At 37.7% G+C, this 16,868-nt stretch carries 9 protein-coding genes; 3 read left to right on the top strand and 6 right to left on the bottom strand.

Features of this window, described 5'->3' with window-relative positions; genetic code table 11:
• Positions 1 to 5: 5 nt before the first annotated feature.
• The 5 genes from HC246_RS17140 to HC246_RS17120 all read right to left on the bottom strand — a co-directional run bounded on the left by HC246_RS17140 (position 6) and on the right by HC246_RS17120 (position 11,468).
• Entirely contained in the window at positions 6 to 452 is a 447-nt protein-coding gene (locus HC246_RS17140) for a CIS tube protein (protein WP_169364692.1), read from the bottom strand.
• A gap of 62 nt (positions 453 to 514) precedes the next feature.
• Positions 515 to 8,149: a hypothetical protein gene (locus HC246_RS17135; RefSeq protein WP_169364691.1), complete on the bottom strand. Its 7,635-nt coding sequence runs from the start codon at positions 8,147 to 8,149 to the stop codon at positions 515 to 517.
• A gap of 3 nt (positions 8,150 to 8,152) precedes the next feature.
• On the bottom strand, positions 8,153 to 8,662 hold the full coding sequence (locus HC246_RS17130) for a phage tail protein (RefSeq protein ID WP_169364690.1): 510 nt from the start codon (positions 8,660 to 8,662) through the stop codon (positions 8,153 to 8,155).
• Entirely contained in the window at positions 8,659 to 8,844 is a 186-nt protein-coding gene (locus tag HC246_RS17125) for a hypothetical protein (RefSeq protein ID WP_169364689.1), read from the bottom strand. Before HC246_RS17125 ends, HC246_RS17130 begins: the two co-directional genes overlap by 4 nt.
• Positions 8,845 to 8,984: 140 nt before the next feature.
• Positions 8,985 to 11,468, bottom strand: coding sequence for a substrate-binding domain-containing protein (locus HC246_RS17120; RefSeq protein WP_169364688.1), 2,484 nt, complete (start codon positions 11,466 to 11,468; stop codon positions 8,985 to 8,987).
• 160 nt (positions 11,469 to 11,628) lie between these two features.
• Here HC246_RS17120 and HC246_RS17115 point away from each other — a divergent pair, with 160 nt between their 5' ends.
• Entirely contained in the window at positions 11,629 to 11,838 is a 210-nt protein-coding gene (locus tag HC246_RS17115) for a Nif11-like leader peptide family natural product precursor (RefSeq protein ID WP_169364687.1), read from the top strand.
• Positions 11,839 to 11,870: 32 nt separating this feature from the next.
• Here HC246_RS17115 and HC246_RS17110 read toward each other — a convergent pair whose 3' ends face one another.
• Positions 11,871 to 13,544, bottom strand: a complete 1,674-nt coding sequence (locus HC246_RS17110; RefSeq protein WP_318655967.1) for a tetratricopeptide repeat protein — start codon at positions 13,542 to 13,544, stop codon at positions 11,871 to 11,873.
• Positions 13,545 to 13,652: 108 nt separating this feature from the next.
• Here HC246_RS17110 and HC246_RS17105 point away from each other — a divergent pair, with 108 nt between their 5' ends.
• Both HC246_RS17105 and HC246_RS17100 read left to right on the top strand, forming a co-directional pair.
• Positions 13,653 to 14,393: a pentapeptide repeat-containing protein gene (locus HC246_RS17105; protein WP_169364685.1), complete on the top strand. Its 741-nt coding sequence runs from the start codon at positions 13,653 to 13,655 to the stop codon at positions 14,391 to 14,393.
• A gap of 124 nt (positions 14,394 to 14,517) precedes the next feature.
• A complete protein-coding gene (locus HC246_RS17100) occupies positions 14,518 to 16,812 on the top strand; it encodes an eCIS core domain-containing protein (RefSeq protein WP_169364684.1) in 2,295 nt (764 codons plus the stop codon).
• Positions 16,813 to 16,868: the final 56 nt, after the last annotated feature.

Raw genomic sequence — 16,868 nt, 5'->3', positions numbered from 1 at the left:
ATTTTTTAGAGTTGGGTACTGTCCACTTCTTCTAGTGACATATCAACAGTTGCTCTTACAGGTGTACCATCAGCCAGAAACATTGTTAATTTATAACTAACTTGTTTAACAAAGCATTTGAGATATTGAGTTTGCCCCCAAGCAAAAACATATACGGGTGGACGCTCTAACTGTCCTGTAAAGTCAGTAGCCTTAATAATTGGCTCGATTAAGGTAAGGACGCTTGTACCTGATTCGTAAGTGTCAAAGACTAAATTGCTCAGCGATAGGCTGACTGGCTCAGGATAGGCAAAGGTAACTTTGGGTAGTCCTGAGGCTGTACGTGCGCCTGCCGAACGATTGAGGCTAACCGATCTCTGAAATTGGAGTTCAGTAGGATTAAACTGAAAATTTATCGCTGCTGCCCCTGCATCGGTAGTGGTGAGCATAGCCTTTACAAGTTGTCCTGTCATGCTTGATCCCTTACTAGTTTTAAAGCGTTAGGATATTCGCGCTTAGTAGCACTATCCTAAGATTACCAAGGTAATCTGCCTTGATATCTAGATCCTTGTCTCTCTTTTTCGATTTCGAGGCGTTGTCTTAACAAAACGTAAATTTCTTGGGCTAATGCATTGAGATTTTCCTCAAAATTGGCATCATTGTCACTGTCATCACGAGAGTTCACCTTAACCGTTGCCTCAGGCAAATTTGCATCTGCTGATGGCATTTGTTGCCGCTGGATGGTATTAGATTGACTATTAGTAAACTGATTGGGATTACCTCTCTGTAAACCCGTTGGGGTAATGTAGAGATCTCCATCATCAGCATTAGCGTCAAGCGATCTCTGAATTATTGCTTGACTAGATGTAGTTTGACTGGAGGCAGATAGACTAGGTTTGGGATTACTAGCCAAAGAACTGCGATCGCCAGAACTAACTAATTTTTTGTTTAATGAACTAGTTGATGGATTACTAGAAACTTTAGGAGGGGGCAAATTGGCTAATAGTTCGGCGATATTTGACCAACCAGCATGAGTTTCTTGCGGACTACTACCTTGATTCGTCGGATCATCTTTGGGCTGAATCCTAGTAGGTGTAGGTGATAGAGCATTTATAGAGTTAGAATTACTTCCAGAATTGCTTACAGCATTACCGAAGGTTGAACCATTACTTTTTGCTTGTAGTAATTGGGATGGATGCGTTGAAGTAAATTGAGCACTGTTTTGATTATTGAATTGATTATTGGTAAGTGGCGTAAAGTTGCTTAAGGACTCGGTTTGCCCCAGATTTTGTAAAACTGTCGGTAGAGTCAAATCATCAGCATTTGCCTGATCTGATAGCCTTTGGATAACAGTCTGATTACTCTGATCTTTGCTGGATGCGATCGCATTTGCTGTTTTCGATTGTACTGTATTCCCTAGATTTTCTAGAGGTATGCTTTCAGATTTCCTCTGGATTAACTGACTATTAGCATCTATTTCATCTTTTTGAATAGCATTTAAGCCAGTTGATTTATCTATAGTTTCTATTTCCTGACTGCTAACATCTATAGACTGAGATGAAACATTAGATGGGTCAATACCATCTAATGTTTGAATATTGTCTTGTGATGATAGCTGTAAATTTACAGGATGAGTATCTACTACATTAGTATCTATAGAAGATTCTTCTAAGTTTACTTTAGAACTACTAGGTGATTTTTGAACTAAATCATCATTGGATATGTTAGAAAGATTATTGTCATCACTCCTCTCTAAATTATTGTCTATATTGCCATCCAAAGCTAGATCTGGACTTGGTATATCTAGCTTTGCTTGAATTGTTTGTGAGTTATTGTCAGCAGAAATATCATTTGTTAAAGCTTGACTGTTTGCATCAATGTTTTGGGAGTCAGAAATATTAGATGATTGAATATCTTGTGAATGTTTATCTGCAATTGGGGAAGGATTTTGCAGAGTATTCTCAGTTTGAGAGTTGACATCATTTAGAATAGTTTCACTACTATCTATCCTAGCAATTGATTGCAGGTCTTGAGATTCTAAATTTTGATTACTACTATCTAGTTTTCTATTTAGAAGTGATGTATCAGATGTTTGTATTAGATTCTCACTAGCAGTAATATCTTTTTGAGTTGTCTCTCTAGAACTGGTATCGAAAACTTCATTACTATTACTATTATCAACTAAATCTTCTTGAGTATCTCCCTTGAATTCTGCATTAACAGTTTGAGTAATATCGACTGCTCTTTGAAGGGTTTGACTTGGTTCAGTTATTTTGTGGGGAAGATCAGGATTGTCTACGATGCGATCATTCATGCTAAATGAGTCGATCGCATCTTGTACATCTATCTTGCGATCGCTATCTGTATTACTTGCTATATCTATATCTGTACGACTATTATCTAAATCAACTTGTCTCTGGATTGCATTATCTAGCTCTAAACCTGAAACATCATTTGTTGATAAGCTTGCATCCAAGTTAGATACATTTGTGTTATGAGAAAAATTATTAGCATCATATTTTCTCTGGACACTTGTCGTTCTATTTTCTGAATCAAGCGTCGTATTACTATTGCTATTTGTACTATTTTCTACATAAATATCTGACACTTCTGAATTTGTATGACTTAAATTATATTCATTAAGTAAACTTGATTCACTAGAAGATTGTAAGTTAGAAGTAGATTTCACTACTTCATTAGATGGAGTGGAACTAGCCTCATAACTACGCTGGATTTGCTCACTAGAGATATTATCTAGACTATTCTGTGATATTCCTCCTAAAGAATTACTTTGAGAAGTCTCTGTAATACTTTGAGGAGTCTCATCAATATTATAATGCTCCGCATCTTGTAAGTTAGTTAAATCTCTATCCAAATAGCTATCTGAGGCCGCAACATCTAGTTTAGGTTGAATTGTTTGAGAAACATCTGGAGATGTATTTGTGGGGTCTACAACTGCATTATTTTCCTGTAGCGATCGTTGAGTTTGAACTACCTCATCATCTTCTACTGAATTTAACGGTAATACTTGAGAAGAGGCGTTTAAACTATGGTCTAACGTCTGCTCAGCGAATTTGATAGAAGTATTAGGAGAATTAGATGCACTAGATTGTTGAACATTTAAATTGTGAGACTGTATAGAATTACTTTGTAATGCGTTGTCTATAATATTATCTGTAGAGACTTGTTGTAGATCCTGAGATGCTACACTTTGATCAATACTATCTAGTTTTCTGTTTATAAGTGATGTATCAGATGTTTGTACTAGGTTTTGGCTAGAAGTAACAGATGGATACTTGCTAGTTTTTTCAATATTCTCTGTCCTATCTATTTTATTTATAGAAGTATTAGTAGAAATATCATAATCTCTTTGAATATTTTGTGTATTCCTATCAATATCTGCTGAAATATTTTCAATATTAAAACTACTGCTGAGATCCACATCTTTTGTATTAATGCTACCTATCTCATTGAAATCTATACCAGAGTCACTCTTTCTTTGAAGAGGTTGACTTGAGCTAGTTTGAGCAATTGGAAGATCGGGAACTGCTGCACCACGGTCATTTACGCCAAATAAATTGATCGCATCTTGCACATCTAAGTTGCGATCGCTATATGCATTATTCGCATCTATATCTGTACGACCATTATCCAAATCAATTTGTCTCTGGATTGCATCATCTGACTCTAAACTTGAAACATTATTTGTTGAAAAGCTTGCATCTAAATTAGATATATTTGTATTTTGGGAGGGATCACCAGACTCAGATTTTCTCTGGATATTTTGTTCTCTATTACCCAAATTATTCTCTAAAGCAATCGTCGCATTACTATTAGTATTCGTATTGTTTTCTACATAACTATCTGATAATTCTGAATTTGTAGGACTTAAATTATATTCATTAAGTAAACTTGATTCACTAGAAGATTGTAAACTAGAATCAGATTCCACTATTTCACTAGATGGAATAGAAGTAGTCTCATAACTACGTTGGATTTGCTCACTAGATATATTGTCTAGACTATTCTGTGATATTTCTTGTAAGGAATTATTTTGAGTAGACTCAACAACATTAGGATCTTGTAAACTCGGTAAATCTCTATCCAAATAGCTGTCTGATGGAACGATATCTAGCTTGGATTGAATCGTCAATGACTCATTAACTTGCTCAAAGCTATTATCTCGCCATTCAGCATTAACATTGCTGCTATTAATATCTTCATTAACATCTAAATGGTTTTCTCTTTGAACTGATCGCTCTTTGTTATTAGTAGTAGATATATCGTTATTATTATTTATCGCATCAAGTTGATCAACTTTTCTATTGATAATATTTTCTGTAGCTAATGTAATAGAATCACTTTGAATAATGTTGCTATTAATATCTTCGGGAACACTAGATAAATCACTATCCAAAATAGGAGAAAGATTCAAACTAGAAGTGTCAATCTGAGTTTGAAGATTAGGATAATTACTATCTGTATTAGATGTATCTAACTTATCCGCCATAGATACATCTGGTGATACCTGTCGTGATGATTGTAGTAAATCATCTGGTGCACCAAAAGTCATACCTAAAGGATCGGTCTCTTCAATATCCGTCGAAAGATTAGCCGTGCCTACATCTGATAATTCAATTTGTCTTTGAAGTTGATTGTTTAAGCGATCGCTTGGTGCAACAATATCATCTCTAGATGGAGTATTAGTACTAATGCTAGAATCTATTGGATTAGCAATTGATGTATCTGAAGCATTCCTCGACTCAGAAATACTAATAGAATCAGGAGACGCTTCTAACTGAATATTATTATTATTGTTGTTATTACTAATAGAAGTATCTGACAAGTTAGATGATGTGTTTGGAAGAGATTCGTTTAATAAGTTTCTTTGAATACTAAGTTCATCTGAAATGCCTGTAGAAGGAACTTCCAAATTATTAACATTAATAGAATCTGATTGTCTTTGAATGTTTTGATTATCTATGTCAAAAGCATCATTTAAATCATTTGATTTTTCTGCTTCACTATCTAAATTGCTAAAAGAATTAGCATCATTATCATTATGGAGAATATTGCCATAAATTTGAGGGGAATCGCTAGTAATATCTTGAATAATTGAATTTGATTGTTCATTAGTATTATCTAAATCTACATTGGTAGATATTAAATTACCCTGAATTTGATTAGATTCTATGTTTTCTAAATTACTCGTATTTGATATATCTCTTTGGATGTCATTTTGAATATTTGCTGTTAAAGTTTTATTGAAGTTATAAGCATTATCTGCTTGTCGTTGAACATTTTGATTGTCTATAGTGGAAATACTATCTAGATTAGAAGATTGATCTATATTGCTATCTGTAATACTATCAATCTGAGTATTAATACTAGTATCAAAACTACCTATATCTTTAACAGGTACAAAGGATTCATAAGCATTTATATTGTTAGATGTTAAAATCTCAGCATCTCTTTGAATTGATTTAGTTTCTATATCTTCTAGATTGCTAATGTCTGAGCTATCTCTTTGGATATTATTCTGTATATTTGATATAAAATCATTATTGAAATTATTGTCTAGATTATTAATATCTGGATTAGATTGAAGTGTGTTACTGAAATCATCTTCTGTAGAATCAGTTTTAGTACTGTTAATCTCATTAATATCTTCAATATAAGACTTTCTATCATTAGTAGAAATATCTGAACCTATATCAAATTTTCTTGAAAGCAAATTGTTGATAGGAGCATTAGAGGTAATCTCAGTATTAATATCACTATTTGGTATTGAAATATTTTCTTGGAATATATTCCTATTAATAATATCCTCAATACTGGAAGAAGTATTGCTTTGCAAGACAGTATTACTACTAAATTGCTCATCTTGATAATCGAAAATATCTTGATTTGACTCATTAGTCTTACTTTGAATATCCAAAGAAGTTTCTGAATTACTAATTGTTGGAAGATTTGAATTACTTGCAATGTCTAGACTAGAATTACTTCTCTGTAGCTGTTCTATTGATGTATTACTAATATTATTATCAGATATAGTAGATTTCGTACTATCTAAGTCAGACTCTCTTTGGATTAACCGTGAAGACTCATTAACAGAATTGTTTTGAGACAGTTGCTCATTAAAACTGCTACTTGAGATTTCATTGTTAGTTAGTATTTCTTGATTATTTATACTCTTCTGTATTGTATGACTCTCTGAATTAGATGGAATAATACTACTTTGAGGTGATTCATTGGGAATGATATCAGTGTTGATGTCAGGAAAAGACATCTCTCTGATTGGGAGTACTTCTAACATGCGATCGCTTGGCACATCACTTGGTGAACTACTATGATTTGGGATATCTTCTAAGTCAGATTTAGCTTGAATTTGAGTGGGTATATTATTGATTAGAGAAGAATTAATGCTAGTGGATATATTAGAAGAGTCTGGATTACTATAGTTATTTTGTGTCTTAGTATCAGCATTTAAGATGCTTGACGAATTTAAATTCGATTGATCCAAAGCATCTTGTAATGATTGTGAAGTGGTTTGACTAGTAATTGTAGCATCAGAAATCTCATCAGACTGTCTCTGGAGTTGTCGCTCAGAACTATCTACATTAGGATTGTTTATATTGGTATTTGGGAGATCAATATTTTGATCGCCTGTAGATGTAACAATGGGGATATTAATTCCAGATAATCCATCCAAACTTCTTTGTATTGTAGGATTTTCAATCTGTTTATTATTAGATACTGACTTGGCATTTGGCTCTAATATTTGATTAGAAGTTTGATTTGTGCTGTCTAATAAATTAACTTGACTTGTCTGATTAGATATATTGTCATCAACATTGATCTGCTTAGGTTGCCCTCCAGCTAGATCTTCTAAATTAGTAGGATTAGTATCTGTTGACAGCGCTAAATCTCTTTGAATACTGTCTGGCAAATTATTGTTGATTGTGTTTGTAATATCTAAACTTTGACCTGCTTGAGATTCGCGATTACCTGAATCTAAGTTTTTTCTTGAAAAAGCATTAGTTGAATTGTTAGCACTTTCACTATTAGATATCTCTAATTTTCTCTGTATTGAATTAGATGAATCTTCCTTAATGTCACTATTAACATCGTTGTCAAGTGCTGTATTTGCTGGACTATATGTATCAGTGTTGTACTGAATATCCTGTCTATAATCTTGATTTGAGACATCTTGACTACTTTGACTTAATTCAGAGGTTCTTTGTATAGATGGAGGATTGTTATTTAAACTAATATCTTTTGATGTGGTTTTAGAGATATCGCTACGATCATTAACTTGATATACAGATTTACTTTGTATGTTGGGGATATCGCTATTATCTGTGCTAGCTACATCTCCCGTATTAGGTTCTGATTCTTGTGATGATGTTATGGCAGGTGAATTGTCAGCAAAAATAGCATCACTACTGTCAGAGTCAAAAGTATCAGACTCTCTCTGTATCAACTGAGGAGAACTCTGATTATTTTCAACTTCTTGAGAAATAGAGCTTTCAATATTAGCTACACTTGAAGTACTGTCACTAATAACAGATGTTGCATCATCGGCACTAGAAAGAATATCAGTAAATCTTTGAATAGGTGTGTCTTCTGAAAAGTTACTAGAAATATCTGATTTATCTAACACTTCAGATAAACTAGATTGCTCGTCAGATGAATTGGATTGTAGGTTTAAAGAATTATTCGCTGGAGAACTATTAGCTATGGATGTTTGAATCTTTGTCTGACTTGTGGGAAGTGATGACGATTTAGAAGGAATAATTAATGGAGAAGAAGTGGCAGGATTTTTGGACGATGTATTTTGAGGCGATCGCTTAACTGACTTTGGTGAAGATGTGATTGTTTTAGCTTGAAGATTTGGCTGACTATTGGCTATGGGTGGAGCAACTGACTCAGTTGTTTGTAATGGATGATCAAAAACGTTAAAAGAATCACTAAGAGTCTCAAAATCACTCTCAGCGTTGAGGCTATCAGGGTTGATGATAGAAACTGCGCCCAAAGGATAGATAAACTTCGGCTGTAAAAATGGCTGTCCTAATGGCGTTGGCACAAGCAATGGATCAGAATTGCCAAGGGGAATATCATCAGGCAAATCATCATCGGCGAGTGAAGGAATTTGAGAATTTTCAGACATAGTTTAAGAACTAGGGAAAGAACCACTTGATGAATCTCTGGTTACAACTGTGGCAAGTCCACCATTTTCTAGGGATACAGTCAAACCTTCGATCGCTAATCTTAGCTCCTCAATGGCGACTGCATTACCATCGGCTTGCATGGATGGCGCTGTCCAGCCCACGGGCACTGCACCAATCAATGTCCAACATTGCCTAATATCACCAGCTTGATTAAAAAGTAAAATACGAATATTGCGGCGGCGGTTAGTTGTAGCAGTAAACCATCTCCAAAAGCTTAAATCGTTAGTCACACCATGTTTCAGGGTAACTTCAGAAAAAGAAGTATGCTTGAGAAGTATGCGCTGTTGGTCGTTAACTCCTCCTTCAAAATAGGTGTCGTATTCAACCTTGGCACTTAAACCTGAGCATTCGGTAAAACCCGCCACAATAGTTGCTGTTGGCAGCATTTCCACATAAAAGTGATTAGTGGTAACGTAGGATTCTGCTCTTGCAAACTTGCTGGTGTTAGTCATAGTCTGCCCTCATAATTTCTGCCAAGACGTTCCTTTTGCTGTTTTAATTCATCTGTGAGTAATTCATATACTCGATCGCTTAGCAATCTCATTTGGAGAGGTTCTTGTAAAACCTGAGCAGCAAATTTAGCTAGTTTTGCCTTGTGAGATTCATCTGTTGCTTCATTAAATTGTTTAGGCATAAGCCTTTAGAGCAAAGCTTTATTCAAGGGATTAGAAATTATATTAACGCTAATATTTCTTTGCGATCGCTTCTTCGCGATTTGTAAAGATTTGCTAAAGCATTTCCGCACTGAAGGTGGAGAAATGCTTTAGGCGATCGCTATTTTTCAGCATTTAAGCGTTTAATGGGATATTTCAAAGGAATTAAGCCCGTCTGTTTCAGTAAACCTTGTGCTTCCTCGGTTCGCATGATAGATACAAACCTTTCCGCAATTGGAGTACGGCGGTTGTCACGGAGGTAGACGACAGAAATTGGATAGGAGAGTGGGTAGCTCTTATTAATGAAGGCACTGTAATTTTGGACATAATTTCCCTTTTCGTTACATAGATCGATGTCAGGGGTGACAGCTTTGCCCGTTTGCATTACTAGGGGTGAAACGAAAGATTGACGATCATCAGCAAGAGTCAATGGATAAACAGAGCATTGTCCGAAGACCTGACTGATAGAACCAAAGGAAATACTCCCGACATTGCGATCTTCAAAGTCTTGGATCAACTGTCTTAAGGAATCAAAGGTTGATAGTTTAGTGATGCTATTGTTGCCATCTTGAGCAAGATTTTGGAAAGCCGCGATCGCAGTTGCAGTTTTCAGCACACGCTTTTCAAAAATCTGGATAGATTCCTTATCTAGAGGCATATAAAGCTTAACGGGTAAATTCGGTCCCCCTAGCTGTCGCCAGTTGATAATTTCCCCTGTGTAGATTTGGCGCAGTTGCTCAAAGGTCAGCCTGCCCTGCAAAGCCGTAGGGAGACTGTTATTCCGTTGAGCATAGCTAAAGGCAACAAAAACAGTTAACCCGTCATAGGCAATATCCTGTGTAATAAAATCTCCCCCAGAATTAGTAATCACACTGGAAATTGCAAAATCTACTTTACTAGAGCGCAATTTATCGCTGACTAATTGATCATCATCGATGGGTTGATAGCTCAATTGTAATTTGGGCTGACTTTCTTGTAATTTATCCTCAAGAGTTCTTCCCTTAGCAATCAGATTTTTCTGTAGTAGTGTGTAAGTCCATGTGCCATTCTTATTCGCAGCATAGGTAAAATTACCTGCGGGAATATCAGATATTTGACTGATGCAACAAGGTAAATTGAGATTAGCAGGCTTCGGCGGCTGGGTAAACCACCAATAGAGTAAAAGGAGTAGACCGAGGAGGAGAAGCACACCAACAAAAATAGCAATTACTTTCTTAGTAAGCCATGCCCATTTATTCTTTTTGTCTGCTGGAGCTTCTTCCTGTTGCTCTGCAAACTCGATTAGGGCTTCCCGTTCAATCGGTAAACGTAGTAAGGCACGACGCGCGATTTCAGCACTCGCGTATCTAGTCTCTCCAAAGCCAAGTAAATTTTGAATGAACTTTTTCAGTCCTAAGTTCACTTTCGCAACCCAGTGATCGACATCGCTGGGATTGATGTATGAGCGATTGTCTAAATCAATTACTCCTCCATGCAAGAGATAAAAAGCAATATAGCCTAAGTCTTCAAGATCGCGACTAATGGAATAGGTATGAGTCTGACTATCAGGCGGATAAAAGCGATCTTCCCACAAGGCTAAGTCGTTTAAATAGACTGTAAATCCTTGAAAGTTCTCTCTAATGGCAATGCTATAAAAGGTTAAATTACCGTGGGGCAATCCTGCGGCAACCACGCCCGAACGCAGTCGATATTTCTGTGAATGTAATGATTCTAGAGTTTGTAATACTTGATTTAGAAAGGACTTGACCTGCCAACTGTTCATTGCTCCATGGGTTGCTAGATAGTCGGCAAGAGTCATTGTATTTTCAGTATGCGGCAAAATGACATAACACCTTTCTTCCCGACTATCAGCGATCGCTTCTATGGGGGTAACTAGGCGTGAGTCTTGAACTCTCCCATCTAAAAGCTTGATCTCTGAAGAAGATTCAAAGTTCTGCTTACTCTCTCGCGTTTCTTGATCATTAAAATATTTTTTAGGGATCACATATTCCTTAAATAAAAATGATTCACCATCAGATAAATTCGTGGCATTGTAGAGCCTCCCTGTACCGCGAATACCAATATAACTATCTACTTGATATACACCTCGTCTACCACGCACTTTGACTTCAGGGGGTAAAGTGGCAGGGAAATTACATTTTTTACAGTATTTATTATTAGGATTATCCGCAACGGTTTCTAGAGGAAATTCACAGCGAAAGGGATTAGATTCTTGGCATTGATAGCGGAGAAATTGTGGCTTGATCTGCCAAATTGTGCCTATGCGCTCCTCAACTATAATTTCCTTAAGAACTTCCTTTGTCTCATTCTTTTCGGGTACAACAATACCTTTAAAAGAAGATATTGAAGGCGGCTGAATTCCCAAATCATCCTTGAGGAAAGGAATCAGAAAGCGTAAGGGTGTAGGAACTACTTTGTCTAGGAATTCAACAAATCGATTGCCGATGAGGGCATCAATTGAACCAATAAACTGCCCCCAAACATCAGTAATCCGTTTCCACAGCTTTTGCCAAACATTTGGAGCCTTTCTTGCCATAAATAGCTTGCCTGATTCTGTAAAACTTCCGATAAGACCTAAATCATTTTGCTCACTTTTGCGAGCCAAACAGCCTTTGCCTTTAATTATCTTTAATAATCAAAAGAATGTTTTTTGTTAGACTATTATCAATTATGCAGGTGTTATTTCCTACAAGGTTTATTTTGTTTAAACATTCTTGTTAAATTGCACCCCACCACTTTACTCCTAAACCTCCTAAATCAATGCTATGGCAAGAGAGCAAGTGGCCCGCCTTTATCGGGCAGCCCAATCCAATTCCCTCCTCAAAGCAAAACTAAATGAAGCGCCCGATCTCGAAAGTTTTGTCAAACTAGCACAGGCTGAGGGATACGATTTCACTATCGAAGAATGGAAGCAAATGACTAACTTTGCCGTCGAAGAGTTAAAGTGCGATCTGTCAGAAATTCCTGGTATTTAATAAAAAAAGATGACGCGATGCGTCATCTTTTTTTATTTGACTGGTTTCGGTTTCAGACGCTCGATCGCAATGGGTTTATTTAGTAGCGCTTGGGTTTGATTAGGATTGAGTTTCAGGGCTTGCTCAAAAGCAACGAGGGCATCAGCATTACTATTGAGGGCTAATAGAGCTAATCCGCGCCCCGTCCAATAGTCAGCATTTTTGACATCGATCGCGATCGCGCGACTATATGCCGTAGCTGACTCAGCATAGCGATCAAGGGACATCAGCGCTAAGCCTAGATTAAACCAAGCTGTGTCGGATTTGGGGTTAATGCCGATCGCCTGTTGACTAGCCGCAATGGATTCACGAAAACGGTTGAGTCGCCATAGTAAGGCGGATTTATTTGTCCAAATATCTGCTAAAAAGAGTTGATTACCAACATTGGCATCCCCTGCGATCGCATTGTCATAAGCTTTGAGAGCCTCTTCAGTGCGCCCCAGTGAAGTCAGAATGCGCCCATGATTGAACCATGCACTTGATGAGTTTTGTCTGAGAGCGATCGCCTGATTAGTTGAAGAAAGTGCTAAATCAAAGCGACCTAACGCCCAAAGTGTAGCGGCGCGATTACCCCAAAAACTTGCCTGATCGGGTTTCAATGCAATCGCTCGATTTGCGGAAGCTAGAGCCTCTTCATATTTACCTAAGCCTGTTAGAGCATTGGCGCGTTGATCCCAAGCCCATGCGGGACCTAAATAATCCCACTGCTGATCCCCTTCTTGGATGGCGGCATTACAAGCGGCTAGAGCCTCTTTATACTGCCGTAATTGATTCAATGCTGCACAGGAATTTGCTAATGCGAGGGAATATTTCTCCTTTGCCTTTAATGCCCATTCCTGAGAAGCTAAAGCCTCCGCATAGCGCCCCAATCGCCAGAGGATCATCCCCTGCTCTGCCCAAGCCTGAGCGTTAGTTGGCTCGATCGCCACAGCTTTGTCATAGGCAAACAGGGCATCGTCAAAGCGTTGGAGTTGGTTCTGCACTTTCCCCTTGTTTTTCCATGCCAATGCTGGAGTAGCCTTACCCCAATTAGCATTCACCTTGATGGCGCGATCGCAGTCTTGCAAAGCATCGGCGGCGCGATCAAGACTGATGAAAACTTCACAACGCTCACTCAAAGCTAGGGAATAATTAGGATTTGAGCGAATTGCTAAACCTAGCGATTCTAGCGATTCCGCAAGTTTTCCAGCCCGTTTCAGTAATAGCCCTTGGATATACCAAACCATTGCAGGACTAGCATCGTCCCAATTTTGATCTAGTCTCAGCGCCAACTCACAAGAAGCGATCGCATCTTCGTAGCGCTCTAATTCATTCAAGGCTCCACAGCGTTTGGCTAAAGCTCCTGAATTATTTGGCTGCAACTTAATAAAGCGATCGTAGGAAACAACTGCTTCGGTATACATCGATAAGCCCACCATCGCATCTCCCCGTTCTAACCATGCGATCGGCTCATTGGTATTTAAAGTAATTGCTTGATTACAAGCCTCAACTGCATCTTTATATTTACGCGATTTCACCAAAGAACTACAGAGCGAGGCCCAATAGTCAAAATCCTGTAACTTTTCTTGGGCGATCGCCATTGGTACAGGCAGATTGAGCAGCACCATCAGGATCAATCCCAATCGCTTACCTCGCTTGACTGACTTAAATAAAGAACGCAGAATCACAGGCACTCCCAATTTCTACACCACAACCACACGCCTTCCCCGCAAGTGAGTTACAGAGGATTATTTTCAGAAAAAAACCTCGTACTTTATTAGGCTGGGAAACACTATATGCTGATTTTAATTCAGAAAAGCTTGGTTAAAATCACATCATTAAGTCAACATTATCAATCTATTATGCTAAATCTTTCCAAACCCTTGTTTGCAGGAATCTTAACGATCATAGCGATCGCTAACGCTTCACCATCGTTAGCTGACCCTAGTAGCGATCGGCTCCAAGCCGCCAATCGTCAACGGCTCATTGAAACTAACCGATGTCAGGGCTGCAACTTACAAAATACAGATTTAAGTGGGCTTAAACTCATTGGTGCAAATCTTAACAAAGCAAATTTGCAAGGTGCAAATCTTCGTAGCGTCGATCTTAGAGGTGCAAATTTACAGGAAGCATTACTCACACAAGCTGATCTGAGCTATGCCGATCTTCGTGTCACTAACTTTAGTAAAGCCAATTTGCAAGGTGCAAATCTCAGCAATACCCATTTATTAGAGGCTTCCTTCCTCCAAAGTAATCTTCAAGAAGCCAATTTGACTGATAGCTATGGTGATGGCAATGTTGATGCTTTTAGCTTAGTAAAGCAATTCGTGAACCTCGAAGGAGCAAATCTACTCAAAGCGAATTTAACTAACGCTAAGTTAGGGTTTGCCAATCTCGAAAGCGCTAATCTGAGCGAAGCTAATTTAGTGGATGCGAATCTCGAAAATTCGTCACTAATAAACACAAATCTGAAGAATGCAAAGCTATGTAACACCACTCTGCAAGATGGCTCAGTTAATAGCCAAGATTGTCGTTAAAAAAATTATCAATAAATTCTTCAAATATCTGTGCTTTACATATGCATCCTAATTGCAAGTATGCGAGAATATCTAGCATTGAATATATACAGCTTTGCTGTAAGCAAATTTAGAGGTTAATGCTATGAAGCGCACTCAAGAAAAGTCTGCTCAACTTGTGACTTCTCCCAAACCTACAACCCTAAATTTGCAAACTAGAGCTTTTGCACCAGAACAGTCAGATTTTCCTCAAGTTAACCGAAAGTCTGAAGATTTCCTAGATCAAGCTTCCAATTCGTCATCAGAAAATTTACTAGGGAAACTAATCTCTAATCCTTCAAACTCTTCTGATCGTCCAATTCAGAGAAATTCGTTACATCGCTTCCCAATTCAAGCTAAGTTGAATATTGGCGAACCGAATGATAAGTATGAAAAAGAAGCAGATGCGACTGCTTCTAAAGTAGTTCAACAAATTAATTCGCCAATGCATGATAAGTCTGTCCAACGACAAGGGGGAATAGAAGGAGAGGATAAAGAAATTCAAATGAAACCGATCTCTCAAATCCAAAGACAAGAGGGAATAGAGGAAGAGGATGAAGAAATTCAAATGAAGCCTTTGTTACAGAGACGTGAAAATCTTGGCGGTGGGGAAGCATCGTCAGACTTAGAATCATCTATTCAAAGTGTGAGAGGTAGTGGAAAGTCTCTAGATCCTAGTCTTCAAGCTAAGATGGGTCAAGCGATGGGAGCAGACTTTAGTAGTGTAAAAGTGCATATAGATTCACAATCCGATCAATTAAATAAGTCAATCCAAGCAAAGGCTTTTACAACTGGTCAAGATATATTTTTTCGGCAGGGTGAATACAACCCCAACAGTAAAGATGGACAGGAGTTACTTGCCCATGAATTAACTCATGTGGTGCAACAGAATAATGGGGATGTGAATCGAAAGTTGAAACAAAATTATATCGTTTCTCAAAATCCTAATGACTCATTGCAACGTCAAGTAAATACGCATGATGCTGGTTGCTCTTGTTCTTCTTGTGGATTTAAACTTCAAAAAAAGAGCATTACCAGTAATAGTAACAACCTTAATGTGTTGCAGAAAAATCCCAAGCCTACTATTCAGAGAGGACTTTTTTCAAAAAAAACTGAACGAGAAAAGTTTAATTCAAAAAAGTTTAAACTTCGGAATTGGCAACCATCAACTGGAGGGGGGAAATTTGATGCAGATTATAACCCTAAGACTGGAATAATGACAATTACTGTCAAAGTCCATTTTGACTATCAAGACTCATCAGCTTATAAGGGATTAGCAACAGATGACGCTGATACTGAGTGGACTAGAGAAGGTAAGAAAGCTTGGTTTAATGACTTTAAATCAGCAGTAATGAGTAAATGGGGTAACATTAGTACGATTAGCTGTGACAAGGTTAATTTTACTGATGTAGTTGTGCAACCAGTAATAAATGTCGTGGAATCTAAGAAAGCTAACGATGCTCATTATTCAGTTAGTGTCTCAAAAGCTTTTACTAAGAAAACAGGTGGTATGAGAACAGCGGGAGGGGTATCTGGAGTGAATGACCAAGGTGGTGGAACTTTACAAGAGCAAGATACGAAAGATAAGATTAACGATCCTATTGTGAGTCAACACCTTGCTCCTACTGAAAAAACTACTAATATCAAGCCTGCTTACGAACGAGATCGTGAGCGTCTTCTTAAGAAATTAGCAAATGTTGCTCCAATTGTATTTGACGCAAAAACTTCCAAATTTGCAGTGGGAATGAAAGCTCAACTAACAAATATTGCTCAAGACTTAGCATCTCTTCGTAAAGATAGTGCGCTAGCACATTTACATCCACTGTCAATTGATGTGACTCTAGGATCAAGAGAAAGTTCTGGGCTAGTTGGTTTACGCAAAGAGGCAATTGATAAAGTTCTTAGTGATTCAGGTGTGGAGCAGCCAACCACAGCAAAACAAGCTATGGGTGCAATAGGTAGTAGTGCAAAATTGGAAGCTCCTGATACCCCTAATACACTAACTCAGTACGAACAAAATTGGAGTCGTATTACCGCAGCACATGAATTTGGACATATGATAGGATTACTTGATGAGTATTGTCCTGCTGTATCGCCTGATTTACTTCTCAAAATGGTTAATGAAGGCAAGATTGCTCATACGGAAACAACATTGTCTAGTTATGCACAGGGTAAAAAGTCTAAACATACGGAAGAAGGACAAACCGCATATTCAAAATTACTTGACAAGACAGGTTTAGAAACACCTACATGGGCAAGACCAGAAGCAAAGCAAGATGAAAAAAGTACTAGCCTAATGAGTGGAGGATTTGAAGTTCTAAAACAACATTATGTAACTTTGTGGGAGGCATTAACTGTCATGACAAAAGATTTTGTTCCAGATACAAATTGGAAAATCTGAGTGTGTCTATTTATGCCTACCTAGTGTTGAATTGCATTTTTCAACACTAGGTAGGC

Source organism: Pseudanabaena yagii GIHE-NHR1 (genome assembly GCF_012863495.1).
In the GTDB taxonomy this organism is placed as follows: Bacteria; Cyanobacteriota; Cyanobacteriia; order Pseudanabaenales; family Pseudanabaenaceae; genus Pseudanabaena; species Pseudanabaena yagii.
Note: the sequence above shows the minus strand (reverse complement) of the source record. Positions and strands in the feature narration are given on the sequence as shown.

Coding starts and splice junctions, on each gene's coding strand:
- HC246_RS17140 (WP_169364692.1), bottom strand. CDS start 452: ATGACAGGACAACTTGTAAAGGCTATGCTCACCACTACCGATGCAGGG.
- HC246_RS17135 (WP_169364691.1), bottom strand. CDS start 8,149: ATGTCTGAAAATTCTCAAATTCCTTCACTCGCCGATGATGATTTGCCT.
- HC246_RS17130 (WP_169364690.1), bottom strand. CDS start 8,662: ATGACTAACACCAGCAAGTTTGCAAGAGCAGAATCCTACGTTACCACT.
- HC246_RS17125 (WP_169364689.1), bottom strand. CDS start 8,844: ATGCCTAAACAATTTAATGAAGCAACAGATGAATCTCACAAGGCAAAA.
- HC246_RS17115 (WP_169364687.1), top strand. CDS start 11,629: ATGGCAAGAGAGCAAGTGGCCCGCCTTTATCGGGCAGCCCAATCCAAT.
- HC246_RS17105 (WP_169364685.1), top strand. CDS start 13,653: ATGCTGATTTTAATTCAGAAAAGCTTGGTTAAAATCACATCATTAAGT.
- HC246_RS17100 (WP_169364684.1), top strand. CDS start 14,518: ATGAAGCGCACTCAAGAAAAGTCTGCTCAACTTGTGACTTCTCCCAAA.